The sequence below is a fragment of the Pseudochelatococcus sp. G4_1912 genome (assembly GCF_047501465.1).
In the GTDB taxonomy this organism is placed as follows: domain Bacteria; phylum Pseudomonadota; class Alphaproteobacteria; order Rhizobiales; family Beijerinckiaceae; genus Pseudochelatococcus.
On record NZ_JAZDRL010000001.1, the window covers coordinates 854,834 to 881,027 of the forward strand.

General features: G+C 52.7%; 22 protein-coding genes and 2 tRNA genes. 11 read left to right on the forward strand and 13 right to left on the reverse strand.

What is annotated here, in order from left to right; translation table 11 throughout:
* Nucleotides 1–10: 10 nt before the first annotated feature.
* The gene (locus VRZ32_RS03985; RefSeq protein WP_414525035.1) at nt 11–1,573 is read right to left on the reverse strand and encodes a TerC family protein; all 1,563 of its coding nucleotides are present in this window, start codon (nt 1,571–1,573) and stop codon (nt 11–13) included.
* Nucleotides 1,574–1,970: 397 nt separating this feature from the next.
* Between VRZ32_RS03985 and VRZ32_RS03990 the strand changes: the two genes are divergently transcribed.
* The 4 genes from VRZ32_RS03990 to VRZ32_RS04005 all read left to right on the forward strand — a co-directional run bounded on the left by VRZ32_RS03990 (nt 1,971) and on the right by VRZ32_RS04005 (nt 4,906).
* Complete coding sequence (locus VRZ32_RS03990) at nt 1,971–2,576, forward strand: sigma-70 family RNA polymerase sigma factor (RefSeq protein ID WP_414524399.1); 606 nt, start codon at nt 1,971–1,973, stop codon at nt 2,574–2,576.
* Nucleotides 2,560–3,315, forward strand: coding sequence for an anti-sigma factor family protein (locus tag VRZ32_RS03995; RefSeq protein WP_414524401.1), 756 nt, complete (start codon nt 2,560–2,562; stop codon nt 3,313–3,315). The genes VRZ32_RS03990 and VRZ32_RS03995 overlap by 17 nt, the downstream gene beginning before the upstream one ends.
* Before the next feature lie 63 nt (nt 3,316–3,378).
* Nucleotides 3,379–4,104 carry a Bax inhibitor-1/YccA family protein gene (locus tag VRZ32_RS04000; protein ID WP_414524403.1) on the forward strand — a complete coding sequence of 242 codons (726 nt, stop codon included), beginning with the start codon at nt 3,379–3,381 and terminating at the stop codon, nt 4,102–4,104.
* A gap of 139 nt (nt 4,105–4,243) precedes the next feature.
* Nucleotides 4,244–4,906 carry an exopolysaccharide biosynthesis protein gene (locus tag VRZ32_RS04005; RefSeq protein WP_414524405.1) on the forward strand — a complete coding sequence of 221 codons (663 nt, stop codon included), beginning with the start codon at nt 4,244–4,246 and terminating at the stop codon, nt 4,904–4,906.
* A gap of 47 nt (nt 4,907–4,953) precedes the next feature.
* Here the strand turns inward: VRZ32_RS04005 and pbpC are convergent, their stop codons facing one another.
* The 5 genes from pbpC to phnH all read right to left on the reverse strand — a co-directional run bounded on the left by pbpC (nt 4,954) and on the right by phnH (nt 14,952).
* Nucleotides 4,954–7,035 carry a penicillin-binding protein 1C gene (gene pbpC / locus VRZ32_RS04010; protein WP_414524407.1) on the reverse strand — a complete coding sequence of 694 codons (2,082 nt, stop codon included), beginning with the start codon at nt 7,033–7,035 and terminating at the stop codon, nt 4,954–4,956.
* Nucleotides 7,032–12,266: an alpha-2-macroglobulin family protein gene (locus VRZ32_RS04015; RefSeq protein WP_414524409.1), complete on the reverse strand. Its 5,235-nt coding sequence runs from the start codon at nt 12,264–12,266 to the stop codon at nt 7,032–7,034. The genes pbpC and VRZ32_RS04015 overlap by 4 nt, the downstream gene beginning before the upstream one ends.
* A 164-nt stretch (nt 12,267–12,430) precedes the next feature.
* A complete protein-coding gene (gene phnN / locus VRZ32_RS04020) occupies nt 12,431–13,030 on the reverse strand; it encodes a phosphonate metabolism protein/1,5-bisphosphokinase (PRPP-forming) PhnN (RefSeq protein WP_414524411.1) in 600 nt (199 codons plus the stop codon).
* Nucleotides 13,027–14,181 carry an alpha-D-ribose 1-methylphosphonate 5-triphosphate diphosphatase gene (locus VRZ32_RS04025; RefSeq protein ID WP_414524413.1) on the reverse strand — a complete coding sequence of 385 codons (1,155 nt, stop codon included), beginning with the start codon at nt 14,179–14,181 and terminating at the stop codon, nt 13,027–13,029. Before VRZ32_RS04025 ends, phnN begins: the two co-directional genes overlap by 4 nt.
* A gap of 153 nt (nt 14,182–14,334) precedes the next feature.
* Nucleotides 14,335–14,952 carry a phosphonate C-P lyase system protein PhnH gene (gene phnH / locus VRZ32_RS04030; protein ID WP_414524414.1) on the reverse strand — a complete coding sequence of 206 codons (618 nt, stop codon included), beginning with the start codon at nt 14,950–14,952 and terminating at the stop codon, nt 14,335–14,337.
* A gap of 280 nt (nt 14,953–15,232) precedes the next feature.
* Here phnH and VRZ32_RS04035 point away from each other — a divergent pair, with 280 nt between their 5' ends.
* From VRZ32_RS04035 to VRZ32_RS04050, 4 genes are all read left to right on the forward strand, one after another.
* Entirely contained in the window at nt 15,233–16,051 is an 819-nt protein-coding gene (locus VRZ32_RS04035; protein WP_414524415.1) for a hypothetical protein, read from the forward strand.
* Nucleotides 16,052–16,281: 230 nt separating this feature from the next.
* On the forward strand, nt 16,282–17,562 hold the full coding sequence (locus VRZ32_RS04040) for an MgtC/SapB family protein (protein WP_414524416.1): 1,281 nt from the start codon (nt 16,282–16,284) through the stop codon (nt 17,560–17,562).
* 60 nt (nt 17,563–17,622) lie between these two features.
* Nucleotides 17,623–18,636 (forward strand): MaoC family dehydratase, encoded by a 1,014-nt coding sequence (locus tag VRZ32_RS04045; protein ID WP_414524417.1) that lies wholly within the window; start codon nt 17,623–17,625, stop codon nt 18,634–18,636.
* Nucleotides 18,637–18,797: 161 nt separating this feature from the next.
* Nucleotides 18,798–19,358, forward strand: coding sequence for a cytochrome b (locus tag VRZ32_RS04050; RefSeq protein ID WP_414524418.1), 561 nt, complete (start codon nt 18,798–18,800; stop codon nt 19,356–19,358).
* A 136-nt stretch (nt 19,359–19,494) separates the two neighbouring features.
* Here VRZ32_RS04050 and VRZ32_RS04055 read toward each other — a convergent pair whose 3' ends face one another.
* The 7 genes from VRZ32_RS04055 to VRZ32_RS04085 form a co-directional block, all read right to left on the reverse strand.
* On the reverse strand, nt 19,495–19,680 hold the full coding sequence (locus tag VRZ32_RS04055) for a hypothetical protein (protein WP_414524419.1): 186 nt from the start codon (nt 19,678–19,680) through the stop codon (nt 19,495–19,497).
* 89 nt (nt 19,681–19,769) lie between these two features.
* Nucleotides 19,770–20,684, reverse strand: coding sequence for a lysostaphin resistance A-like protein (locus VRZ32_RS04060; protein ID WP_414524420.1), 915 nt, complete (start codon nt 20,682–20,684; stop codon nt 19,770–19,772).
* A gap of 225 nt (nt 20,685–20,909) precedes the next feature.
* Nucleotides 20,910–22,211: an Hsp70 family protein gene (locus tag VRZ32_RS04065; RefSeq protein WP_414524421.1), complete on the reverse strand. Its 1,302-nt coding sequence runs from the start codon at nt 22,209–22,211 to the stop codon at nt 20,910–20,912.
* A gap of 55 nt (nt 22,212–22,266) precedes the next feature.
* Entirely contained in the window at nt 22,267–22,983 is a 717-nt protein-coding gene (locus VRZ32_RS04070; protein WP_414524422.1) for an MgtC/SapB family protein, read from the reverse strand.
* Between the two features lie 193 nt (nt 22,984–23,176).
* Nucleotides 23,177–23,413, reverse strand: a complete 237-nt coding sequence (locus VRZ32_RS04075; protein WP_414524423.1) for an excalibur calcium-binding domain-containing protein — start codon at nt 23,411–23,413, stop codon at nt 23,177–23,179.
* A 3-nt stretch (nt 23,414–23,416) separates the two neighbouring features.
* Complete coding sequence (locus tag VRZ32_RS04080) at nt 23,417–24,091, reverse strand: thermonuclease family protein (RefSeq protein WP_414524424.1); 675 nt, start codon at nt 24,089–24,091, stop codon at nt 23,417–23,419.
* 103 nt (nt 24,092–24,194) lie between these two features.
* Nucleotides 24,195–24,279 (reverse strand) — tRNA-Leu (locus VRZ32_RS04085).
* 231 nt (nt 24,280–24,510) lie between these two features.
* On the opposite strand from VRZ32_RS04085, the gene VRZ32_RS04090 reads away from it, so the two are divergent.
* From VRZ32_RS04090 to VRZ32_RS04100, 3 genes are all read left to right on the forward strand, one after another.
* Nucleotides 24,511–25,215 carry a CoA transferase subunit A gene (locus VRZ32_RS04090; protein WP_414525036.1) on the forward strand — a complete coding sequence of 235 codons (705 nt, stop codon included), beginning with the start codon at nt 24,511–24,513 and terminating at the stop codon, nt 25,213–25,215.
* A gap of 12 nt (nt 25,216–25,227) precedes the next feature.
* Complete coding sequence (locus VRZ32_RS04095) at nt 25,228–25,872, forward strand: 3-oxoacid CoA-transferase subunit B (RefSeq protein WP_414524425.1); 645 nt, start codon at nt 25,228–25,230, stop codon at nt 25,870–25,872.
* Nucleotides 25,873–26,070: 198 nt separating this feature from the next.
* Nucleotides 26,071–26,147, forward strand: a tRNA-Pro gene (locus tag VRZ32_RS04100).
* The last annotated feature ends 47 nt before the right edge of the window (nt 26,148–26,194 follow it).

A 26,194-nucleotide genomic window follows, 5' to 3' on the forward strand; every position in this document is an offset into this window, starting at 1 on the left:
GATACCAAACTTAAACCGACGTTGCGGCGCTATCAGCGCGAGCAATGACGCTGCCGATGCGGCGTCCATCCATATCCGCAACCTCAAACAACCAGCCGTGCCACATAAAGGATTCACCCTCTTCCGGCAAATGCCCCAGATGTGCAAGCATGAATCCGGCAAGCGTGGTAAAATCGCCTTCTTCATCCATATCTTCCAGCGACAAGGTGCGTTCAACCTCATCAATGGCCATGCGCCCATCCAGCACCCACACGCCGTCTTCGCGCTGCACAGCCTCCGGCTCTTCCTCACCCGCAAGCTCAGGCAGATCGCCGGCAATGGCTGTCAGCACGTCATTGGGCGTGACAACCCCCTCAAAGGTGCCGTGCTCATCCACCACAATCGCCATATGCACGTTGGAACTCTTGAAGTTCTCCAACAATTTCAGCGCAGGCATTGTATCATTGACATAGAGAGGATCACGAACGGCAGCGCGCAGATCAATATGGCCTTCACGTTGTTGCTGATTGAGCAAATCCTTGGAATGCACAACACCAATCACCGCATCCACATCTCCATCACAAACCGGGAAACGTGAACGTCCACTTTCGCGGATTTCTTCCAGTACAACCTTGGGGTCATCGTTGACATCGAGCCAGATCGTATCAACACGCGGCACCATAATCGAGCGTACATTGCGCTCGCCCAATGTTAGCACGCGTTCGATCATGCTGCTTTCGGCTGGGGTGAATACGGTTTCAGCACCGCTCGTGGAAATAATGGCCGCAACCTCTTCAGAGGCCTCTGGCGCATCCTTGCCGCCACGCAATATCCGCAATACTGCGCGCGCTGTACGGTCGCGCATGTCGATGCTGGTGACGCGCTTTTGCACATTGCGTCGCCCCATTTGATTGGCCGCTTCCACCAGAATGGAAAAGCCAATCGCTGCATAGAGATACCCTTTGGGAATGTGATAGCCAAGCCCTTCAACAATCAAGCTGAAGCCGATCATCAGCAGGAAGCCCAGACACAGGATCACCACTGTTGGATGGCGGCTCACGAATGTCATCAGCGGCTTGCTGGCAACCATCATGACGCCCACAGCAAAGACGACAGCGATCATCATGACCGACAGGTCTTTCACCATACCAACGGCAGTGATTACCGAGTCGAGAGAGAACACCGCATCAAGCACAACAATCTGCGCAATCACATGCCAGAATACGGCATAAGCGCCGCTCGTTTCCTTGGCAGCATGATGCCCCTCAAGCCGCTCGTGCAGCTCGCTGGTGCCCTTGAATAGCAGGAATGCACCGCCGACAATCAAGATGATGTCACGCCATGAAATCTCAGCGCCCATTACTGTGAAGATTGGCGCGGTGAGGGTAACAATCCATGAAATTGAGGCAAGGAGGGCAAGGCGCATGACCAACGCAAGCGATAGGCCTACAATGCGCGCCTTATTGCGCTGTTCCGGCGGTAGCTTGTCCGCCAGAATCGCGATGAAGATCAGATTGTCGATGCCGAGTACGACTTCAAGAACGATCAGCGTGGCAAGGCCGGCCCAAGCGGCAGGGTCCGCCATCCATTCCATTAACATCAGTCGAGATCCATGGCTGAAGAGGGCCTCTCACAAACAGTGAGTGGCGATAAAACGGCATATGTGAAGGCGGATGCGGTCCAGAGGACAGGCCTCACCCCTTGTTTGCCTCGACAACAATACGGCTCTACAGGGGCGGACAATAACGGCTCCATATCCTAAACATCATCATCTCCCAACCAGCGGGAGAAAGTTTGGCAAAAAGGACCTGCATGAACTCAATGAGATACACGACAAGTCACCTACCTGCTCGTACCATATAGAGGCACAGGCAGGCTGCCAACAAGCCCCGTTGGCGTTGTGAGGATAAAAAAATGCTATGATAAAAACAAAGTGCAACAAAAATACGCCATTTAGGGAATAAGATCCGTCGCAGCTTCGTATATAAATCATGGAACGTGACAAGATCTCTGCCCCAACCGCTTCACGGCAAGTTGCCGAAGACGGTCTTGATGTGCTCGGCGCGTTACCGGCATTGCGTCGCTATGCGCATTCCCTTACCCGCGATGCAGGTGACGCCGAGGATCTGGTGCACGATGCGCTTGTTCGTGCCTATGAGAAACAGGCATCTTTTCGTCCTGAAAAGGGTGTGCGCAAATGGTTGCTGGCGATCCTTCACAACACTTTTATTGATGGCATTCGCTCACGGCGGGCTGATAAACAACGCATTGAGAAGCTGACATCACAAGCGCACCCTGATGATCTGCATGCTGCTCCCAATCAGGATCACGTGCTACGGTTGGCGCAAGTTCGTCAGGCTTTTATGGCTCTGCCAAAGGAGCAGCGGGCTGTATTGCATCTCGTTGCCCTTGAAGGTCTAAGCTACGCTCAGACGGCCCAAACGCTCGATTTGCCTATCGGCACCGTCATGTCGCGTCTTGCACGTGCGCGCGCAACATTGCGTTCGTTTGAAGAGACGCCAACGAGCGAGCAACCTGCAACTAGTCATACTTCCCATCTGCGCATCGTAGGAGGCTCTGATGACACTGCCGGTTGATCCGATCATCGAAGCTGACCTGCAAGGCTACATCGATGAGCAACTCCCCGTTGAACGGCGTATTGCGGTTGAAGCACATCTGGCGGCACGGCCGGAGTTGGCTGCACGCATCATGCAGGATCTGCGACTGCGGGATGAGCTAAAGCTTGCACTGTTTGATATGTCCTTGCCTGTAACGCAGCCTACACAACAAGCAGCACGGAAGCTGGCACGTGCACTAAGCTGGCGGAAAAGCTCAAATGCTTTGCGTCGCATAGCGGCCATCGGCGTATTTCTGATGTTGGGATGGTTTGCCCACGCTCAATATGGCGCGCTTGGCATTGCGCAGGTTGCGGCCTCTGGCCTGCCGCCTGCCTTCGTTGAAGAAGCGCTGGCTCGATATGACCACACACCGCCCACGAACACAGGCGCACCCTATGATCCACGCCAGATCCTGACTGAAACCGCAATCCATATGCCTGCCCTGCCCGAGGACTGGCGCGTGGATGAGGTTGTGATTGCGCCTTCAGTCTACGGCCCGGCTGTTGGGCTGCGCTTGACTGCGCCAGATTTTGGCAACGTTACGCTAATAGCCGCACGTCCCGGGGTGTTTGATGTGGTGCCGGTAACGGTTGTGCAGAAGCAGGCGCTAACCATCGCTCACTGGCAAATCGGCGATGTTGCCTATGCATTGATCGCACAAGGGAGCACACGCGAAATCGACCGCACTGCCGAGCGTATGCTCAAAACCCTTTATTGATCCGGGCTTAACCAACGCTCTGCTCAAATCGCCTTTCCTATTCCTGACCATCTGGAGTTTATGATGAATAACACGCAACCCGGCTTTGGCTGGCAAGGTTCAGCCCGCAGTCTTGATCGTGCAGCTTTTGACGAGGGTCTGCGCCAGCACATGCTGCGCGTTTATAATTATATGTCGCTTGGCCTTGTGGTCACCGGCATTGTGGCGTTTATCGTTGGTACAACGCCAGCCCTTTATGTGCCGATCTTCTCATCGCCCCTGAAGTGGGTAGTGATGCTGGCGCCACTTGCGTTTGTGCTGTTCTTTTCTTTCCGCATCCAATCTCTCTCGGCTAGCGGCGCGCAGACATTGTTCTGGTCGTTCTGTGCGGTGATGGGGCTGTCGCTCGCATCAATCTTTCTTGTGTTCACAGGCATGAGTATTGCACGCACGTTCTTCATCACCGCCGCGATGTTTGGCGCAACCAGCCTCTATGGCTACACGACCAAGCGCGATCTATCGCAATTTGGCTCATTCCTCATCATGGGTCTGATTGGCGTGATCATCGCAAGCCTGGTGAACCTGTTCATTGGATCAAGCGCACTGCAATTCGGCATTTCGATCATCGGCGTATTGGTGTTCGTGGGCCTGACGGCATGGGATACGCAATCGATCAAGGAACAATATGCTGAGAATTTCAGCGTGGAATCCCAGCAGAAAATCGCCATCTTCGGCGCTTTCTCGCTTTATCTGAACTTCATCAACATGTTCCAGTTGCTGCTGTCACTCACTGGCCAACGGCAGGAATAATCTTCACAACGCATAACCATGCGTGGCAATGCATAGTTGCCACGCATACATATTTGCTATCTTGATCAAACTGGTGCGGCGCTCCATTTAACGTGAGTTGCCGCATCATGCACTTGAATCATTGTGGGAGGTTTTCGGTTTGCCTCATTCCAGCGCCGCCACGAATTTGCGGTCAGTTCCGAAAATCCGTCATCGTCCACCTGGACGCAGGCTCTGGGCAATTCTGCGCTCGCTGGCGCGCGATAGTTCTCGGGAACGCATTTCGATCGGTGATCTTCTCGACACCCTGCATGATCGTGCATTCGGCGCATTGATCTTTATTTTTGCTTTTCCCAATATCCTGCCCACGCCGCCGGGCACTTCTGCGATCCTTGCGGCACCGCTTGTATTTCTTACAGCCCAGATGATGCTGGGGCGGAAACCATGGTTGCCAGGCTTCATCGCCAACCGCTCCATGGCCCGCAAAGACTTCGCATCAATGACAGAACGTGTTGTGCCCTGGCTCGCACGCGCTGAAAGACTACTACGCCCCCGCCTGATGATCCTGGCGAGCCCACCAATTGAATACATCGTAGGCGCTATATGCTTCCTGCTAGCAGCGGTACTTTTGCTGCCGATACCGCTTGGCAACATGCTGCCAGCTTTCGCCATTTGCTTGTTTTCACTTGGTATATTAGGGCGTGATGGCATCTGGATCGTGCTTGGCCTCATAGCTACAATCATATCTGCCATTGTTGTTAGTGGCGTGGTATATGCCCTTTTAAAAAGCGCGATTTTCATCATTTCCAACACATTTGGCTGATTACTGCTGATTACTTTAGAAAGCGCTGAGCCTCAGATCACCGCAGTCTATTGCAGCCGCACGTTCACGTGGTCGGCGCCACCGTTTGCATCAATCACGGAAAGCCTTGCGAAGCCTGCTCCATCTGGCTGCCATCGCGTCTCACGCCTTAACGCGCCCTGCTCCACGGGCTTGCCGTTCACCATCCATGTGAGTGGCGGCACACCGCCCGAAGCTTTAAGGGCCAGGAACTGCGCTGAATCATCAGATAATCCGAGATCTATGATAGCGCCATCCGGTGGAAAGGCGATCCGCAAAGGCGCGCTGATTGTTGCCAGAATATTTTTAGGCGCATCGCGACGCAGATGCCGCAATGGCGGTGGCAGAGTTGCTGTTGTCGCCTCCAACCGGCCTGCGGGCGCAATAACAGGCACGGGCTCACGCCCCAGGCGCGCAAACGCCTCAAATAGCAAGGGAGCTGCCGTATTGCGCGCAAGCAACCCAGGTACTGCGCCGCCATCAGGGCGACCAAGCCAGACAGCAATTGTCGTGTACCGATCAAACCCCACAGCAACAGCATCGCGGTAGCCATATGAGGTGCCGGTTTTATACGCGATACGACCAGCGATTGAATTATGAGGAGCGGGCGCACCGCGCAATACATCTGCGACATACCAAGCTGCAACCGGCTGCACAAATGGTGCCCTACCATTTATCGAAGTGCCTTCAGCATCGAGCCGATACTGCAGCACTGGCACGGGACCACCACGCGCCAGGCCAGCATATGCAGCGGCAAGATCTGTAAGCCGAATGCCAAGACCGCCCAATGCAATCGCAAGCCCCGGCTCACCGCCTTCCTTGGGCAGCTCCACAGGCACACCGGCATTACGCAGCCGCGCCAGTAATTGCGAAGGGCCAACCTCTGCCAATAGCGCAACAGCTGGTACATTCAATGACATCTGCAATGACTTACGCGCCGTAACAGTGCCCTGAAATGTCTGATCAAAATTCTCGGGCGCGTAGAGGCCATAACGTGTCGGGCGATCCTCCAGAATGGTTTCCGGATGCGCCAGTCCCGCCTCGAACGCCAACGCATAGATAAAAGGCTTCATCGCTGATCCAGGCGACCGAACAGCACGCGCGGCATCAACCCAGCCGGCGCGCTCATCAGCCATATAATCCGCGCCACCAATATGTGCACGCACTTCTCCGGTAGCGTTATCGACAACAACAATAGCTGCCGATATCTGCGGCCCGATCCGTGCTACAGCCTCCCGTGCAAGTGTTTCAAGCCCTGCCTGCAAACCGGCATCGATGGTTAGTCGCAACGTGCGATCTTGCAAATTGGCCAACCGCTCGAATTCCGCAACATGTGGTGCGCGCATTGGAAAATGTTGCCGCGCCATCGGGATAGGAACAGCACGTGCTGCATCCATTTCCGCCTGCGCAATCAGCCCCCGCTCAACGGCCCGCGCCAATACGCGATCACGCGCCTTACTTGCTTTCTCGGGGAAGCGATCGGGTCTACGGGCTTCTGGCGATTGCGGTATTGCCACAAGCAAAGCCGCTTCACCAAGCGAGAGTCTGCGTGGCTCTTTGCCAAAATACGCCAGACTTGCCGCACGCACCCCCTCCAGATTACCGCCATAGGGCGCCAAGGTGAGATAAAAGGCAAGTATATCGTCTTTGGAGAAGCGCTGTTCCAGCTCAATAGCCCTTACCGCCTGGCGCAGCTTGGCTTTGAATGAGCGCTCGGTGCGAGGCTCCATCAACCGTGCTACCTGCATGGTAAGCGTTGACCCCCCGGAGATAATGCGTCCGCTGGTTGTCATCTGCAAAACTGCGCGCCCAACAGCCAGCGGATCAACGCCGGCGTGCGCCGCAAAGCGACGATCCTCATAGGCCATCAATAGCGCAAGATAGCGCGGATCCACGTCCGCCACTGTCGCAGGCAAGCGCCAGCGACCATTATCAAACGTAAACGCACGCAAAACCTTGCCATTGCGGTCCAGGACGATGGTCGATTGTAACCGTGATGGCCCAAGATCAAGCTCTGGCAAACTGACGACAAAGCGCCATAACCCTACCCCCACCGCTAGCAATACCATGCAAGCGCACACAATTGCTGCGGTGGAGAACTTGCGGATCATGGCGCCCCCGTCATACCCGTCACTTCAACCCGGCCATAGCCTGTGCGGCCAAAGCGGTCGGGTCGATACATATCCTCAACGACTGCTGGTGGATGCACAAATCGTCCCGGAGATACAGCACGCACGACATAAGCAACGGAGAAGAAAGCCGCTTGTTCCGGCTCGCGAGAAAATGCTGCTACGAAGCGATCATCGCGGTATTCAACATGCGATGGCTCAACATCACGCGTAAGCCACGACAGTGCTGCCACATCAGCGCTATCAACCAGGCGAGGGTTGTCGATCTCGAACCCTGCGGGCAGGTAATCTACCAGCAGCACCTCGGCCTGCCGCGCCTCGCGCTCAGTAACCTTCAACACGGTCACAAGGCGCTCATTTTGCTGCACCGTTGCCGGATCAACCTGGGTACCATCAAGCCGATAATAGCTGCGCTCAACTTCATATCCATGCGCAAGCGGCGGCTCGGTTCCGATGGGATTGCCTGCCACGCCGATCACCGCTTGCACGGGCGTATCACCCGTATTGATGACATTCATGGGCCTGGTAGCAAGTTCAACCCCTGAAAGCGTTCTGAACAAGGGCCCTGTTTGCGCCACGCCATCGACAGATAGAGACATATTCTTTGCCTCATTTGCCAATGCTGTCGCGGCAAGCACGAGCCAGGTGTTTTCCTGAGTGCTTGTGAAGTTACGGGCATTGCGCGCCTTTTCAAGCACTTGCGTGATCGTGGCAATGTGCACACGGCCAGCACCGGTTTCCCCCACCAGTGCCAGTATGCCAGCTGCATCACGCAATACCGAGCCAAAATCATTGCGGCCTTTATCGCTATCTTTCGCCTTGCTCAGCTTGGTAACCGCCTCGCCGATTACGCGGTCTGCACGGGTGCGATCTCCCAGCAGCGCAAGGCCCGCGCCTATCTGCGCCTGCGCTAAAGGCGTCCCGAATGATGCCAAACGCACATCCGCAAAGTAGCGCAGATCACCGATTACCGGACGTCCATTGCGTGCCAGCACATAGGCGGCATAGGCCAGCCCCTCCCCCTCTCCATCAGGAAAATCTGCGCTGTTGACCACTGCATTGCGCAACCTGTCGAGCGTTTGCATGAATGCAAGTTGCGGCACATCGTAATTGTGCTCCCGCGCGCGGGTCAAGAAATCCGCCACAAACGCATCAAGCCAAAGATCATCGCCCCCGGCAGACCATAGGCCAAATGATCCCAGAGGCCCCTGGCGTGACAGCACACGCGCAATTGCCTCATTCACACGTGTATCAGCGTTCGCATCAGCAGGGAGAGCCTTGAGCGCCGCCAAAGCATTGGCATAGATTAATGGCAGCGCGCGGCTAACCGTCTGTTCCGTACAACCATAGGGGAAGCGATCCAATGCGCCCAAAAGTGCAGGCACATCAAGCGCAGCCACGGGCGCGACTGAAAGCGCAGCAACCCCCGTACCAGACTGGAAATCCTTCAACAGATCACCGCCTAAACTAACGCCTGCCCCCGGAAGCAACGCTTGCACGGTGCGCCGTGTTAAAGGCCGCGTGCCTGCACCAATACCTAGCTGAAGCGTTTGCTCTGCATCAACACCCGGACCAGTAATCGTGTATGCGATCGTCGCATGCCCAACGCCTGTCCCCGTTAGCGGAAGAGCAAAGCCCGTTTGCGCTCCCTTCTCCAATCGTACAGCAGAACTCAGCGCCCGCGTATCAACCTGCAAAGGCCCATCAACTTTAACTGTGACGTGATAATCACCTGCTTCACCTGCAACGTTGTCCACTGCCAGAAAGAGTAACGACCCATCACCAACGTTCATAAAGCGCGGCATACTCGCCGATATGACTACGGGATCACGCACAATCACATCTGTGCTGGCCTGCCCCACGCGGTCCTTCGACCACGCAACAGCAAAAACCTTTACCGTGCCATTGAATGATGGAATGTCGAAATCGACAGTCGCCGTGCCATCCGCGCCAACCTTGACCACGCCAGAGAACAAGGCCAATGGCGCCTGTGATGGGGGCGAGCCTTCAAGCCGCAATGCACCACCATCACCGCCAGAGCGGATTGCACCGCGCGTACCCTGCATACCATCGATCAGGAAGCCATAAAGATCGCGGACATCCGTGCCCAATTGGCGTTGACCAAAAAAGAAATCATCAGGCCGTGGCGGCTCGTAGCGGGTGAGATTGAGAATGCCAACATCCACAGCCGCTAAAGCAACATAAGCCTCTTCGCCAGGTTGCAAGCCACCAATTTTAACCGGCACAGACAACTGCCCACGTGGCTTCATGGTCTGCGGTGCGCTCAACTCAACAGCAAGAGTGCGTGCTGCACGATCAACCGAAAACCATGCCAACCCAAGTGCCCGCCCCGGCTGGCGCCGTGCAGCAACATCCAATGGGCGATGCGCCAGCGCCATCACATAAGCGCCCGGCCCCCACTCTGCCTTGACAGGCAGAGTAACACTGGTGCCTTCAGGCGTGATATCGACAATACGCTCCTCGTAAAGCTTATCGCTGGCAATGACGACTGTTACCTTACCGCTAAAGCGGGGTTTGAGCGTCACCGTCATGGTATCGCCTGCGGAATAAGCTGCTTTATCGAGCACCAGATCCAGCTTATCAGGCGTGTTAGCACTGCCTTGTCCGCTAAAGCCTGATGAAAATGTGAAGCTCACCGGCTGTGCAGCGCCCGCAACTGCAGAAACCTCAAGCCGGTACTTGCCCCACTCCACCGGCATACTGATGCGCGCAGGATCACCTTCGCTGGTGAGATCGAGCGTTCCATCCTGCACACGCCGTGTTGACGAAACCGTTTCAAAAGACCAGTTGCCCTCACGGTTATACCACTGGTAATTCTCCTCAATCCGGGAGAGTATCCAACGCACTTTACCCGCTTGCCGCACGCCCTGCGGCGTGACAGAAACAACTTCAAAGCCCGCCTGCGCGCCATCTGTCAGGGCTGTAAATAACGGCTTTACACCTATCACAGGCTGAGATGGGATAATCGGTAACGTCACAGATCGCTCAACCGCACGGCCACCGGATTCCGCCACGCGCAAAGCGATCCGCGCCTCTATGGGGCGCATCGTGGAAACTTCCGGCAGCGGAACCGTTACGCGCGCATTTCCCTGAGCATCTGTAACAGCGCCATCGGCAAGTTCGAGCGAAACGCTATTGAACAATTCATCATCAATACCCGTGCGGAAACCGGCAAGCCCTGGGATGGCAGTTTGCTCCGCCTGCACTACAGCGATTTCGCCAGTCACATTCAGCCCGGCAGCCGGTGCGCCGTAAAGAAACTTCGCGTTTACATCAATGCTTGCAACATCACCCAGCGTCAATATCTTTGCCTCGGGGGTGAGTTTTACCTCAATTCGCTCGGGCACATAATCTTCAACCAGAAATGTCGCCTCTCCAATGGGGTCGCCCTTGGGATCGACATAAGCCTGCACTCGCCAAGTGCCGTGTGCAGCGCCTGCAAGCAGCGGCAATGACCACACGCGACCGCCAAGCCCCTGATCATTCACCACCGCACGCTTATACTCGACGCCATCGGGACGGCGCGCAATCATGGTAAGTGGCAACCCATTGGTTGCGTTACCAGCACCGTCTCGCAACAGCGTCGTTACAAAGACGCTTTCACCTGTGCGGTAAACGCCGCGCTCGGTAAATACCTGTCCATCCAGCGGCCCCGGTGCCTTCCGACCCGCAACGCCTCTGTCAGTCAGATCGAAGGGGGCCTGCTCAAGATCAAGGAAGTTGTAATCACCCGCTGGCGTGGTTGCTATCACGAGACCGGGGCGTAATCCGCCTTGCCCACGGCTCAAACCCGGATCAAACGAGACCTCACCTTGAGCGTTTGTGCGCGCAGTTGCCAGTTCTTCATTGTTGCGAGCAATCAACCGCAGATCAATGTTTGCCAAAGGCTGGGCCGAAGCCAGCGAGCGGGCCAGAAGCCGCAACCCTCCCTCATTCGACAATGCCGTAAGGCCAATATCGGATACCACGAACCATTGCGTTGCACGCTGACCGTAATCTTCATCGGCAGGGGCGCCGCCTTCAGGGCGAGCTGTCATGACATAAACACCCGGCGCCAAAGTCTTGCCGATAGCCTCATTCAAGGGAAATGCTGTGACTTCATCCTTGTTAAGTGGTGATTGGGTTTTGAGTGTGCCGCTCCAGATTTTCTCGCCACGCTCTTCTTTCAGCGTATCGATCACCCAACGGTTCAGCTGATCGAGAAATCCGCCATCGCGAATAGTTGGCAGCAGGTTGCGGTCGCCCACCCGGAAAATGTCGATCTCGGCAGAGTTTGTATTGACCGAAACCAGCGGCAGCCCCTCCTGCCCCGTGGATGGCAACACGTAATTACGACCGGTAAAACGCACAGACGGCGCGCGATCGCGCACATAAATCTCATAGTCCGCATTGCGCAGCAGTGCATCGCCATCGGCCGAAGGCAATCCCTGCCGCACCACGATGGCATAACGCTCGCCATGCTTCAGCCCATCGACGCACACCTGCATATCATCGGCGGTAACGGCTGCATTTGCAGAGCCTGCAACGGCAACATAAGGCGCAAAATCAATACCATTCGCAACCCGCTCAGAAAACTGGAAGCATGCGCGCGGCGAAGCCGCATCGGAATCCACATTATTGCTCAGGATACGAAAGCCATAACGTGCGCGCAGATCCTCATAAACCGCACGCGTCTTGGCATTATCATGCAGCGCTAGCGAGGCCTTATAGCTATCGATCGCTGGACGAAACAACTCACCACGCGTCTGCGCCTCAGCAAGCACAACAAGCGCTGCGGCTTTATCTGCTGGCTTTGTAGCAAGTTGATACGCCGCATAGGCTGCGGTCTGTGCGTAGTCCCGCCAGGTTGTCCGCTCCTCATAATCATCTGTGTCGAAGGAAGAGACAAGGCGCGCGTAGGTTAGCCAATCCTGAAAATTGCCGGGCTCACGCACGAGAATTGCACTCGCCAGCTCATAAGCCCGCGTCATATCATTGCGTGCCTTGGCGGCGGCAAGATCTTTACGCAATTGCGCGGTGGGGCGCGTCAAATCAGATTGTTCCGAGCTATCCCGCAGAGTTGTATCGAAACGCACAACACTGCTTGCAAGATCCTTTCGTTCAAATGCTTTCTGCGCATAACCAGCGCCCGGAAGCATTGCAACAGCAACAACGACCGGCAGCACCAGCCGGCGAAGAAACGCGAGGATCATTGAATACTCTCCACAACCGGCCGAACAGAGTTGGCAAAATTACTTGAGTTACGATCATTTACTTAAAATCATTGCGCGGAACGATCCGCGCAATGTCACTCCAGACTGTACCACCGCCCGGCGTGGATGCAAGGCTAGCGTGTATTTTCTACTTAACCGCGCCCTTAATTACCCGCTTTTGCAATATCGCGGAGGAACCTGATCAACTGCTCACCACCGATTTCCAGCGGCCCTGTGTTCATAATAGTGAGGTCGGGGCTTAAATCAGCGCTCAACTGACGATTGCGTTCCTGGCGCGCCGCAATGCTGGCGGCAGTTTCTCGCCCACGCTTAAGCAAGCGCTCCGCAATAACTTCAGCTGGGGCAGAAATCTGCACCACATATACATGGGCAAATTGCTCAATAATTTGTGGAATGACGGAACGTGAAACGTTGCAAACCACAATCTGCCCAGCGCCTACTGCATCAGTCACACTGTGAGGCAAGGCGTAACTCAGGCCGTGCGCCTGCCAGTGCAGACAAAATGCGCCAGAAGCAACGCCTGCATCAAACGCTTCTTGCGTGATTGTATCATGATCTTCGGTATCATTTTTACTTCGCGTAACCAGCCGGCGCGGGAACACGATTGCTTCATCCGCAGCAAGCCCTTTGCGCGCTTCAATCAGCAGGCTGTCCTTACCAGCGCCACTAGGGCCAACAATACAAACGAATGCTCCACCTGCATGCTGCTGCTTATCCGCCGGACCTGCATTGAGATTTATCATGTCACTCGCCGCCCCTCGCGCCAAACTTCCCGTACTACAGGAATGTTTCCAGACAGATGAACCCGCACGATATCGGCACGCCGCCCAACTTCAAGCGCACCACGATCATTCAACCCCGCTGCCTTCGCAGGATTCAACGTAACAGTAGCAAGTGCTTGCGGCAGATTGATGCTGGATACGTGCTTAGGCAGATCGAACGCTGCCATCAATAGACTTGCCGGAACATAATCCGATGAAAGCAGATCCAGAAGCCCCTCACGCGCCAACGCCTCAGCAGCAATGTTGCCTGTGTGCGAGCCGCCACGCACAACATTAGGCCCCCCCATCATCACCTGAATACCCGCTGCATGCGAGGCCGCCGCAGCTTCCATTGTGGTGGGGAATTCGGCAATCGCAACACCATCGGCAACGGCTTCCGCCACCTGTTCGTACGTGCCATCATCATGGCTTGCCAATACCGCACCATGTTTGTGCGCAAATTCCACCAGCGCCCTTCGATGCCGCACTGCATTGCGTTCATGCAGCTCAAGGCGACGCGCAATAAGCTTGCTTGCCTCCTCATCGGATGCATTATTCTTGCCCATATAGTAGAGCTTCCAGATGCCAAGATCACGGAACTGCCTTTGACCAGGCGTATGATCCATCAGCGAAATCAGATGCACGGGATGACGCGCAGCATAGCTTTCTGCTTGATCCAGCACATCGGCAGAAGACACCTCGCAACGCAGATGCGTGCGATGCTCGGCCCGCAGATAACCCGCTTCCCTGGCCATAGCCAGCGCATCTGATAGCTGCCAGAGATCCTCATTACTCAACGAGGCAAGATCAAAATCGGAACCAACACGCAAAGAATCAAACACTGTTGTGATCCCTGCAGTCGCGATCTGAGCATCATACGCCATAACGGCACTTAGTGGATGCCAGCGTACTTTCGGGCGCGGAAGATAATGGCGCTCGACATGATCCGTATGCAGCTCTATGAGGCCCGGTATCAGGTAGTCGCCATCGAGATCAACGCCACGCTCAGGCGCGCGCCCTTCCCCTATTTCTACAATGCGGCCACCAACGACGGAAACCCATCCCCACTCAACCACCCGATCAGGCAGGACAAGTGTTGCGTTTTCGAGGAGGATGGTATCTTTCTCAATCATTAAATTCTTCTTTATCAAAACCTTAACCAGTAAACCTTCCAGCAACCTGCGAGGCAGGAAATCGAGCATATCGACCCTAGGCGCCGGATATCATGCATGCATTAGTGTTGATAGCAGCATTAGCGCCTTTCGTCGCGCTCCACCTGCCAGCTTCTACAGAATGGTCGTAGATCTTGGAATGGCTGCAACGCACCCTTGAGAAACCAGAAAACAATCAACACCCAATGGATAACGCCTACGGTTTTCTGCAATCTGCGCCTGAAAATCGAGCGGCAAAGGCCCTGCAATCAGGGCCGTTTGTCCTGCCATATTGGGCCCCGATAAAACCATCGCACCACGCGTACCGGGCTGTGTTGGAGCCAGATAATCAACCGCAATCACCAATGTCGTTGATTGCTCTGGCTGCCCTGGAATTCCTTGCCCGAAAGTATGCAGCTGCGGCATCGACACGGCATCACGGATTAGCGCATATGCCGCCTGCGAAGGTGCCCCTACGACGCGTGCACCCGTATGGTAACGTAAATATTGCATTGCTTGGGGGCTATTTACCAGCGGCGCATCAAGCCATAATGGTGCTTCCTGATCGGCCATTGCCAAGGCAACTGACGCTAATTCGGATGTCAAGGGCGAAGGCACCCGCAGCTCAACAGGCAATGCCACAATACTCCCCGGACGTGACAACGCACGCGTCAAAACCTGAAAAACAGCCTTCGCAAGCACATTGGGATTGGTGAAGTCTGCACCACGATGGGGGGGCGTATTGTCATGCATTATCTTCATTCCAAGCGATCATAGGATTTTATGACTCTGCATAATGATAAGCATCAGACATAAACGCAACAGCCCTTTACCCAGACACGGAAACAATATTAAATTCATCTAATAAAACAAAAAAGAAATAATTATTATTACTTTAGCAACACACACAAAGAAAGCATCCACATCGTCACACATTACATAAACCTTGACAAAAAAGCATAAATATGTATATGTATTAAATATATAGAAATATCTAAATTTTTCGAATTTTTTATAAATGGATGACTGCATTATGAGCAACACAGGATCTATTCCGCCAAACAAAGCGTATTATCTAGAACCCGCCTTCAATGCCAATGAATTAGAATTAAGTTCTTCATCAAACTTATACAGCAACAAAGAAAACAGTAATATTAACTCCGATTCAATAATACACTTATCTCAAATTCCCCCTGGCACACAAACTTACTTCGAGGGGAAAAGCCAGAAAAAATTCTTTCTTCCTCGTGTGTATGCGCGTGATTTTAATAATCTGGATGATAAAGAGCTGAAAAATACCCCCTCGTGGACTCTGAATATGTTAGAGGATGACGAGATTAACAAGTTAGATGCGCGCGTTATAAATGGACTTGAAAACCTTCGAGAACTAAGCACGCGGTTTATGAGCAATTTACCAAATAGTACATTGACAAAACTACAACCAAGAGTTTTCAACTCTCTTTCTAATTGGGTATTCAACGGATTAAATATTCGTATACTAAGTTCTATACCATACCAATCAATAAGAAACCTAACAATGGAAGAGATTAATAATCTTCCAGCTCAGACTATTAAGCATATCATAGCCCCTGAACTGAATAAGCTATCTGATAAAGATATTCGCGCATTAAGTGAGAATGTAATAAATGAATTATCCAGCGAGACGATTAATAATCTGGAAGAGCGTTTTTTCAATAATTTATCTAACGAAACTCTTCAGAGGCTTGATCTGCGTGTCGGCAAGGGGCTTTCACCTACAATCATTGCCTATGGCATAAATCCAGAAATACTGGATGTTATGCTTTATGCTTTTGCACATAATACTTATGATGACACCACCAATATTGATTGACGCCTGCCATTAGAAGAGCATCATAATTTACTTCGGGATCGTTCTTTCCCTATTATGAGCATGCCTCCTCTATGCTAATCTGGCAAAGATATCGCAGCAGATCTGAGTTCGCGCAGGATTAGTAATTATCACCCATAAAGCTCCAGCTTATTGGAGAAAAAGTTTCGGACAGAAAGAGCCCTCCGCTTCTCCCAGGTGAGATAGCACTTTATCTTAGCGTATGATGGTGGATGATGCAGACATCATCGTTTCTTTTCCAGCTTGGATTAGCTCTGGCCATTGGGATGCTAGTGGGCACGGAGAGACATTGGCGTGATCGCGGTGATGCGCCAGGCATGCGCACGGCTGGTATACGCACGTTTGGCATTATCGGTCTGCTTGGCGGCCTCACCGGCACCATTGCCGATGCGCATAACCTGTCAGCTGCAATTCTGATTGGAGCCGTATTCATCGCTTTTTCAGCAGTTTTCGGGCTATTTAAATGGCGTGAAAAGCTGGAAGAGCACAGCTTCAGTGTAACCACCGTTGTAGCAGGACAGGCCACCTTTCTGTTAGGGGTTCTCGCCGCGCTGGATGAGCCAGTTGTAGCAGCGGGCGCCGCTATTGCGCTCACACTTGTATTAGCCAGCCGTGAGTATCTTCACACCTTCGTTGAACGCTTGACATGGCCAGAATTACGCTCGGCAATTCTCCTTCTCGCCATGGCATTCATTATTTTACCACTACTGCCTGATCACCCGCTTGGGCCATATGATGCAATCAATCCCGCTCAAATATGGGTGTTTGCCATCGCGTTGGCGGGGGTCTCATTTGCTGGATATATCGCCACTCGCGTTTTTGGCAGTCGGCATGGACCGCTTATTGCCGGAATAGCCGGCGGCCTCGTTTCCTCAACAGCAGTAGCACTGACCTCGGCGCGCCAATCTATATCGTATCCTGAAAAAACACGTAATATCGCAGCCGGCGCGTTAGCGGCCAGTGCTATATCGGTGGCACGGGGGATCGTTCTGGTCATATTGTTCGCGCCAACAATGCTGATGACACTACTTCCTCCCCTCGGCAGCATGGTAATGATACTCACTGTTGCCGCCTTTATCTGTACGCTGCAAACCACCAAAGACAGCGCTTCCGACGATCAGGATAGCGAAACGGCCAAAAGCCCTTTTGACATCGGCTCCGTTTTAAAGCTGGCATCGATTATAGCCCTCGCCACGATTGCGGCACGGGTTGGCGCTTCCATCCTGGGCGATCGGGGCATCGTTCTTGCGTCCATCATTACAGGACTTGTAGACATTGACTCTGCCATACTGGCAATCACACGTTTCAGTGCCGAAGCCATATCCGCTGGTACGCTGGAGCTTTCTATTTTGCTCGCAATCGCTACAAATATGGTTGCGAAAATGGCTTACAGCTTAGCACTGGGTACACGCAGTTATGGGGCGCTGATTGCCGTTGTATCCTGCCTCGCCCTTGCAGTTGCTGCACTTGTGGCAATGGTCGCGCTGGTGTAACAAACACCCGTTAGGGCGCTGGGAAGCGTCTATCGTCGCGAAAACATCAAGAGGTACAACATGCCCGCCTTCGTGTTCGAGGATTTCGTTTCCGGTACCATCACCACTTATGGCGGCCATACGCTCCATACCGACGATATCATTACATTCGCCAGCGAATACGATGCCCAGCCGATGCATACTGATCCAGAAGCAGCCAAACACACATTCGTGGGACAGCTGATTGCCTCTGGCTGGCATACCTGTGCTGTAACCATGCGGATGTTTTATGACAACGTGCTGGCTGGCTCCAGTAGCATGGGCTCACCAGGTGTTGAGGAAGGTTCGTGGGTAAAGCCAGTTTTGCCTGGTGATACACTGAGTGTTCGCCAGACCATTGGTGAAACACGCGTATCGCGCAGTCGGCCCGAAGTGGGTCTCGTTAATTTCATTTTCGATGTGGTGAACCAGCGCGATGAAACAGTTTACCGGCAATCCTGCTGGGTAATGTTTGGTCGTCGCGGCACGCAGGGGTGGAGCGCACCTAAGGTTGCCTCCCCGGCAGAGCTTGCGCCAACACCACAAGCCGAAGCTGGAGCGGCGGAAGATCGCCTGGCACTCTGGTTCGAGGATATTGTTGTAGGGGATGTGGCTAATATCGGCACGCATCGCTTCAGTGCAGATTACATCATCAATTATGCTAAAGCTTTTGATCCGCAACCCTTTCATACAGATCCAGAAGCTGCCCGCCAGTCGCAATTTGGCGGACTTTGCGCATCTGGCTGGCAAACCGGCGCGGTGTGGATGAAGCTGATGATTCATTATCAGGTCAAGCAAGCATATCGCGCTGCTAAAGCTGGCCTGCAAATGGGGCGTCTTGGCCCCTCCCCGGGCTTCCGCAACCTGCGATGGTTGCGTCCTGTATTCGCTGATGATGTATTAACCTACCGCACCAAAATCATCGATACCCGCACCACGGCCTCGCGGCCTGAATGGGGCATTGTCAGCACACTTAATACCGCTGAAAATGCCAAAGGTGAGCCGGTATTCAGCTTTGAAGGCGCAGTTTTCTGGGAGCGCCGTAAAAACAACTGAGAGTTGCGCACAGGATTGTTACGATACCAGCTCGCAACTATGGTTATAATTTCCAGAAGCATTATAGCAGTTTGCGAGAAACCCTAGATATTAGAGCTGGTTGCACCGCAAGCTGTTACTCATGGATAATGCAACCAGCTCTAACTGATTTGCGAGGCATAATGACAATCCAGTTGCGTGACACTCCAGAGCGGTACGGTCTCGTTACCCGTATCCTGCATTGGGGAATGGCGATCATTTTCGCATGGCAATTCCTCGGCATGATTGCTCGGGTAACATTGGGACGCACACCTTTGGTATCCACCCTGGTTGGCACGCATAGTTCAGTTGGCGCTTTACTTTTCGTGCTAGTGGTATTGCGTATTCTCTGGGGGTTGTTGAATAGTCTTCGCCGCCCTGCTTATCAGCAAGGTTTATTGGGATTTTTTGCCAAAGTTGGGCATTGGACGCTTTATGCGCTGATGTTTATCGTGCCTCTATTGGCACTTGTTCGCGCTTATGGCTCAGGGCGCGGCTTCCAGCCATTCGGTATTCCACTGTTCTCTGCAACTGGTGAGCAGATCGCGTGGCTGACAGCGCCTGCAAATGCTGTTCATGGCCTACTGGCTTGGGTGTTGTTAGCGCTCATCGGGGGGCACATATTGATGGCGCTCGTTCACCGTTACATCATCCGTGATGGCGTTGCGGAACGCATGCTCTCCGACGTAAGGCAAGCCGCATAAAACTGCCGATAATAATAACAATCGGGAGGGCATTGCCCCAATACTGCTCAGTTAAGTAAAATCAGAATGATTTCTGATTCATGGACTGGCATGGGTTGATGTCGTCGTCGGCACGGATGTCGTGGTCTGTAGCATTTCAGGCCGCGATATCGTGTTTTACCCCGACAGGAAACAGCTCGCCCTTCCAGAATTCCATCAAGGATGGCGTGGTATAGCTGTTTCTTGCACTGAGGGGAAAATCAATCACCTGACCCAGTTTATGGCGGACAACACGCACACTATGCGCGAATGATAGCCGATCCGGGTCTTCGTCGACTTTCAAGTCGCATCAAGCATTTATCATTAAATGCCGATGGCCCGCCAAAAGCTTCACAACCTCATCCGCCAGATCAAATGCGCTGCCATTGCCGTTCAGCCAGATAATCCCGGATAGCTGAACAAAAGCGCATGGGTTAAGTTTAGCAGAAAATGCACCAGAATTGCTGCGATAAGCAGACCCGTTCTCAAATAAGCCATGCCGTAAAAAAGGCCAGCAACGGTCGCAAGAGCGACATAGGTCCAACCGCCATCTATGTGTGACACACCGAACAACATAGCGCTGATGACAAGCGCTATATAAGGTGACCATCCAAAATGTGCAAAAGCCTTTGACAGGCTGCCTTGTATCATACCGCGGAACAATATTTCTTCGGCGAAGGCGACAAACAGAAGATTATTAATAGCCCAGATCCAGAAATAAGGAATGATTTTAGGATCAAAAGCAATGTAGCCAACCATCCAACCGGCAGCCATAAGAACGCCAGAGCAGGCGATCCACATAAGGAATACCCATTTCCAGAGATTTTTCTGACTGGCAAATTTGCAAAGAATAGCCTGACCGTTTTGAGGTAAAAAAAGGCCACCACACAGTGCAAGTATCAGGGCTATCGCTACCTCATCGAAGTTGAGATACATTGTGAATGGTATTGCACCAGGCGACATGATGACGCCATCAATCACCTTTGTATCCAGGAAGCCGGGTGCATTATGACTGAAAAAGACAACCGCTGATATAACAACAAGCACACCCGATATCACCATGGCACCGGGAAATCTGATAACCGTTTTCTGATTACGGAGGCTAAAATGCCAAAGAGATAGAAGTAAAAAAGTCCCCAACGTCAGAAGACCAACAGTATTGACGATTCCACTCACAACCGCAGTGACCAACGATACGACGAAAGCGAGTATCGAAAGGTTTCTTTGATCGCACATAAGCAAAATCGCGGAAACAATCAGAAGCAGATATGGAATTCCATATAAAGGTAAAGTAGAAATATCTGGCATGAAAGTACCTATGAACGATTGTATATGACCTTTACGCATCCAACTTCACGAGTATAGGGATGAGTAAATGTTCCCGCAATTCCCGTGCCATTTCGGCATAATAATGATCCTTTCATATCTCAATTTGGCGAAAGTTTGACGAAAAATAGAGAGTGCTTTAGACATCTTTCATGCCGTCAAAAGATACGAAATGAATATTATTGGGGCACTGCCTTCTCTTTTTTGCTAACCATAACGCCTTTGGGCTTCAATCGCGAGGCCAAGCCCCACCGCCCCGAAGCGATCCCCATCGATCGCCGTTGCATTGTCGAACTGTGAAAGAATAGCCGCCCGCACACTAGGGATCTGACTGGTGCCACCGGTGAAGAAGACAAAATCGATATCAGTATTTTGAAGCCCTGCCGTACGAACACAAGTATTTGCAGTCTGCTTGAGCTTATCGAACAGCGTCTGCGCACAAGCCTCAAAGCCCTCACGGGTTGCTGTCAAGCGCAATTCCCGCTCAAGCCAATCAAGCGATACATCTGTGCTTGCATGATCGGACAGTGCAATCTTGGCGCCCTCCACCTCAATGAGAACACTGTGTCCGCGGCGCGCCTCAATCACCTGCATAAGCCGCTCAATCAATGCAGGTTGCTGTGCTTCAAAGCGCACATCCTTCAATTCAAGTAGCCGCTTTGGATCATAAAGCGTATGCACACTCGACCAGGTTGAAAGGTCCCAATAGGCTGATGAAGGCACCTCGATATCGCCCCGTTTCATCAAGGTGCGATAGCCAAATATCGGCATGAACGCGTGCATGCTCAAATGTCGATCGTAGTCAGTGCCGCCCAGACGCACGCCGTCATTCGCGAGTATATCGCTTGCCCGTTCATCACGCGCAGCTCCACGACGCCCAAGGCGCACAACCGTGAAATCCGATGTACCACCGCCAATATCGGCAACGATCGCCACCTTCTCGCCTGATACATGCTGACGCTCAAAATCGAGCGCAGCAGCCACGGGCTCATACTGGAAGCTGACATCGCGAAAACCGATAGAATGCGCTATGTCGCGCAAGGTATTTTCAGCATGCAGATCAGCATCGGCGTCATTATCGACAAAATGCACCGGTCGCCCCATCACGACCTGCTCTAACGCGCCATCCTGAGCACTTTCAGCGCGTTTCTTGAGCTCGGCAACATAAAGCCCGATGACCTCGGAAAACTTGAGACGACGACGATAAACAGCGGTTCGCTCATCTATGAGTGTCGAGCCCAGAATTGATTTAAGCGAGCGCATCAAACGCCCACTAACGCCATCAATGTATGAAGAAACCGCCTCACGGCCAATCAGAAACGCTGTCTCCGCCTCAACACCGAAGAATACCGCACTAGGCACCGCTAGATGATGGCCCTCCAGCGGCACAAGACGCGGCCCGGCAATATCATAAACGCCAAGTGTGGAGTTTGAGGTACCAAAATCGAGCCCACAGGCCATATGGCGTTGGCAAGAGTGATGATGTGCTTCATTAAGATGATTACGCATGGTCCAACTGTCAGATAAGAACAATTGTACCGTTTGCCCGTCCAGAGGCCATACGTCAATCCTGCAAACTGCTCTCCCAGCTTGCGTGCAGAACATGGGCATTGGTCTTTAAGGTTGTGATAACTGCATTAATCTCATCCGGGACAACCGCCGTACTAATGAGCGTTGCAACAATTTCCGCCCGTTCTTCACCCATTGCTACCAATGCAATATTGCCCACCGGATATTCTGCGGCCTCCAGCGCCTCCAACAGGAAAGCCCGAACCTCTGGCACGTGCCTGCGCATGGCCGTTACGCGCACCTCGTAGGTCGCCTCGCCTTGTTCTTCATTGATGGGGATGCGATTGATTGCATTGACGAGGGGGCGCAGCATTGTATTGGCAACAAGCACAAACAATGTAAGCAAGCCGGCTTCTGCGATCATATCCGTACCGGCGCACGCCCCTACTGCTGCGGCACACCATAATGTTGCTGCCGTGTTAAGGCCCCGAACATTGAGCCCCTCTTTCATAATGACACCGGCACCAAGAAAGCCGATACCCGAGACTACATAGGCAATAACGCGCACAGCCTCGACACTGCCCGCCAGGCGATGTGCGAGATCAACAAATCCTGCCGCACCGAGTGTAACCAGCACAACGGTCCGCAGCCCTGCCGTGCGCTGACGATATTGACGCTCAACCCCAATCACCGTGCCAAAAACGAAAGCAGCAGAAAAGCTAATAATGGAATCAAGGAAAGGTAAGAAATTGAAGCTATTTACAAATTGCATCTCGATGATTTCCCATCCATTCTGCACGCATACGCAAAAGCGTCATGCATAGTGACACAGGACATAGCAGAGACGAGAGAAACTTTTATAACTGCTCATGCATATTGAAAACACCTTGAATGGGGTGCCTCTCAAAATACTTTTCATGCAAGAATAAATTTCTTATTATAAATCACCCGAGTGCCGCGCCGCTTTACATACTGCAACCTACCCGTTTCTTTGCGGCCTCAACTTGCGCCCGCGATCGACATACGCTTTCACATGGGATGCCATCATTGTCGCCATCAGCGCGCGCGTAACCGTTGCACCACATTTCAACGGCCTCATCGCAATTGCGCGCCTGTTTGCAGCTTGCAGCATGGGCTGCTGCGGACATCATAATTATGGCCGATACTACTGCCATGATAAGCTTATGCATTAACGCTCCCATATTCTATCCGCGCGGAGGCCGCCACCCTGCTGCTTTTGCTTCCTCTTCAGAGCAAAACCATCGTTCACCCCGGCTCTCATCAATCACCGTGCGTGCATAATCGATAGACCCTGGAATATGATAGACTGCACCGGCACTAGAGATATTTCCCTTTATCGAGCACTCTCTGCTGGTTCCGCCTCCTTGCTCTGACGTCAGACGCTTTCCCTTCCGCCATTCCCAAGGCAGCACAAATTGCCCGGCCCATAACCCGCGTTTGGCGGATTGTGCCTCTTTTTCTTCAGTTGCATACATGTCATTGGAATATCTTCTAAAATCGGCTGCCCATCCCAGACGCACCATTTCGCGGTTAATTTCACGCCCATGGGAATGGCAGATGGCAATTATTCGGCCATATCGATCACGACCAGTTTCCGTGCAGCTGACTGTACCATTACGGCCAATCAAATTGCTTAAGGCATCCGCAGATCGGGTTCCGCACAAGTAATGCCTACCATGATCATCATCGCATATCTGCTTACCTTCAGGCGCATCAATACCATGCAACCTAATACGGCTCTCTACGCCCTCTACGGCAATGGTATCGCCATCAATTACATTGGCACGCCCAGCAACATCTTTGGCCTTCACGGGAGCGATTGATGCTACCAATACCAAGGTGATTATAAGCTTCTGCATTAGGCCAGTAATCTTGCATATTGATTCTAGCGTGAGTGTAACATTATTGTCGAACAATACGACATAGCTGCCGATTGCTTGAGAAATTTATGATTGAGATAAGTGGTGCGGGTGGTCGGAATCGAACCGACACTCCTTTCGGAACCGGATTTTGAGTCCGGCGCGTCTACCAGTTCCACCACACCCGCACAGGTGTCACAGTTTCGTGCTACTCATTACGAGCGCTAAACGAATCCATCATGGACAGAAGTGGCTTTTGCCATAGAAACACACTCAAAGTCCAGCCCTATCGCACACGATCCACAGGCTGCTACTGTGACAATTGCACATAGAGATTAGCTGCATTTATTTCTCTCACCTTGCATTTTCCCTCTTCTGGATGGAAAGTGCCTTGGTTCAAGGGAGAAACGCTTATGGCGATTAATAAAGTTTATCCTGATGCACGTGCAGCCTTGCAGGGACTGCTGCGCGATGGCATCACAATTATGTCGGGCGGCTTCGGGCTGTGCGGCATTCCTGAAAAACTTATCGATGCAATTGTTGAGAGCGGCGTCAAAGATCTGACAATCATCTCCAACAATTGCGGCATCGACGGCGCTGGCCTTGGCAAGTTGCTGGACAATGGTCAGATCCGCAAGATGATCTCTTCCTATGTCGGTGAGAACAAGCTGTTTGCCGAGCAATATCTCTCTGGCAAGCTTGAGCTTGAGTTTAATCCGCAAGGCACCCTGGCTGAACGCATTCGCGCTGGCGGCGCCGGTATTCCTGCTTTTTTCACCAAAACCGGCGTTGGCACGCTAGTTGCTGAAGGCAAGGAAGAACGCATTTTCGATGGCGAATCCTATATCATGGAACGTGCGTTGAAAGCTGATCTGGCGATCGTCAAGGCGCAAAAAGGGGATACCGAAGGTAACCTCATTTACAATAAAACAGCACGCAACTTTAATCCGGAAATGGCCACAGCAGCCACAATTACCGTTGCCGAAGTTGAAGAACTGGTTGATGTCGGCGGCATTGATCCTGATGCGGTTCATACGCCTGGTATTTTTGTGTCACGCATTATTCACGGCACCAATTATGAAAAGCGCATTGAGCGGGTAACAACCCGTCCGCGCGCGTCCTGAAGGAGAGAAACCATGGCATGGACACGCGAACAGATGGCCGCACGCGCCGCAAAAGAGCTGCAGGATGGTTTTTACGTCAACTTAGGGATTGGCATTCCAACCCTTGTTGCCAATTACATTCCTGATGGCATCACCGTTAATCTGCAAAGCGAAAACGGCATGCTTGGCATGGGCCCCTTCCCTTATGAAGGCGAGGAAGATGCCGATCTTATCAACGCTGGCAAGCAAACCATTACGGCATTGCCGCAATCAAGCTTTTTCAGCTCGGCTGCCAGCTTTGCAATGATTCGTGGTGGACACATTGATCTTTCAATTTTGGGTGCCATGCAGGTATCCGAAAAGGGCGATCTGGCTAACTGGATGATCCCTGGCAAGATGGTCAAGGGCATGGGTGGCGCGATGGACCTCGTTGCGGGCGTCAAGCGCGTTGTGGTGGTGATGGAACACACTGCCAAGGGAGAGCCCAAGGTGCTTAAGGAATGCGATCTTCCACTTACCGGTAAAGGCGTGGTGGACTTAATCATCACTGACCTTGCGGTTTTTGAGGTGCAGCCGGACGGCTTACTGCTGACAGAACTGGCAGATGGCATCACTCTTGAAGAAGTGAAAGCGAGCACGGCTGCATCCTTCAAGGTGGCCCAAAATCTCGCTGCCTGAAGTAGCCTCGATCATAGGCTATATTCGTATAATAACGACACCTGGTCGGAAGTCTTTATATAAGGGAGCTGACCAGGTTTCAAAAACTTCATTTGAGCATGATTTTGTATCTGACACTGCTTGCGAAGCTTAAATCACGGCGGTATAACCCAACATTATCGACGTGCTCATTATATTGTTAGCAGCACGCTGAAATATCGGAGTGTAGCGCAGTCTGGTAGCGCACCTCGTTCGGGACGAGGGGGTCGGAGGTTCGAATCCTCTCACTCCGACCAATGATTTCAAAGCCTTACCCCGCACCTGTCTTTTCCACGGGATGCAT

Bases quoted from the DNA above. Each gene is read 5' to 3' on its own strand.
- VRZ32_RS03985 (WP_414525035.1), bottom strand. From the start codon at position 1,573: ATGGAATGGATGGCGGACCCTGCCGCTTGGGCCGGCCTTGCCACGCTG.
- VRZ32_RS03990 (WP_414524399.1), top strand. From the start codon at position 1,971: ATGGAACGTGACAAGATCTCTGCCCCAACCGCTTCACGGCAAGTTGCC.
- VRZ32_RS03995 (WP_414524401.1), top strand. From the start codon at position 2,560: ATGACACTGCCGGTTGATCCGATCATCGAAGCTGACCTGCAAGGCTAC.
- VRZ32_RS04000 (WP_414524403.1), top strand. From the start codon at position 3,379: ATGAATAACACGCAACCCGGCTTTGGCTGGCAAGGTTCAGCCCGCAGT.
- pbpC (WP_414524407.1), bottom strand. From the start codon at position 7,035: ATGATCCGCAAGTTCTCCACCGCAGCAATTGTGTGCGCTTGCATGGTA.
- VRZ32_RS04015 (WP_414524409.1), bottom strand. From the start codon at position 12,266: ATGATCCTCGCGTTTCTTCGCCGGCTGGTGCTGCCGGTCGTTGTTGCT.
- phnN (WP_414524411.1), bottom strand. From the start codon at position 13,030: ATGATAAATCTCAATGCAGGTCCGGCGGATAAGCAGCAGCATGCAGGT.
- VRZ32_RS04025 (WP_414524413.1), bottom strand. From the start codon at position 14,181: ATGATTGAGAAAGATACCATCCTCCTCGAAAACGCAACACTTGTCCTG.
- phnH (WP_414524414.1), bottom strand. From the start codon at position 14,952: ATGCATGACAATACGCCCCCCCATCGTGGTGCAGACTTCACCAATCCC.
- VRZ32_RS04035 (WP_414524415.1), top strand. From the start codon at position 15,233: ATGAGCAACACAGGATCTATTCCGCCAAACAAAGCGTATTATCTAGAA.
- VRZ32_RS04040 (WP_414524416.1), top strand. From the start codon at position 16,282: ATGATGCAGACATCATCGTTTCTTTTCCAGCTTGGATTAGCTCTGGCC.
- VRZ32_RS04045 (WP_414524417.1), top strand. From the start codon at position 17,623: ATGCCCGCCTTCGTGTTCGAGGATTTCGTTTCCGGTACCATCACCACT.
- VRZ32_RS04050 (WP_414524418.1), top strand. From the start codon at position 18,798: ATGACAATCCAGTTGCGTGACACTCCAGAGCGGTACGGTCTCGTTACC.
- VRZ32_RS04060 (WP_414524420.1), bottom strand. From the start codon at position 20,684: ATGCCAGATATTTCTACTTTACCTTTATATGGAATTCCATATCTGCTT.
- VRZ32_RS04065 (WP_414524421.1), bottom strand. From the start codon at position 22,211: ATGCGTAATCATCTTAATGAAGCACATCATCACTCTTGCCAACGCCAT.
- VRZ32_RS04070 (WP_414524422.1), bottom strand. From the start codon at position 22,983: ATGCAATTTGTAAATAGCTTCAATTTCTTACCTTTCCTTGATTCCATT.
- VRZ32_RS04075 (WP_414524423.1), bottom strand. From the start codon at position 23,413: ATGGGAGCGTTAATGCATAAGCTTATCATGGCAGTAGTATCGGCCATA.
- VRZ32_RS04080 (WP_414524424.1), bottom strand. From the start codon at position 24,091: ATGCAGAAGCTTATAATCACCTTGGTATTGGTAGCATCAATCGCTCCC.
- VRZ32_RS04095 (WP_414524425.1), top strand. From the start codon at position 25,228: ATGGCATGGACACGCGAACAGATGGCCGCACGCGCCGCAAAAGAGCTG.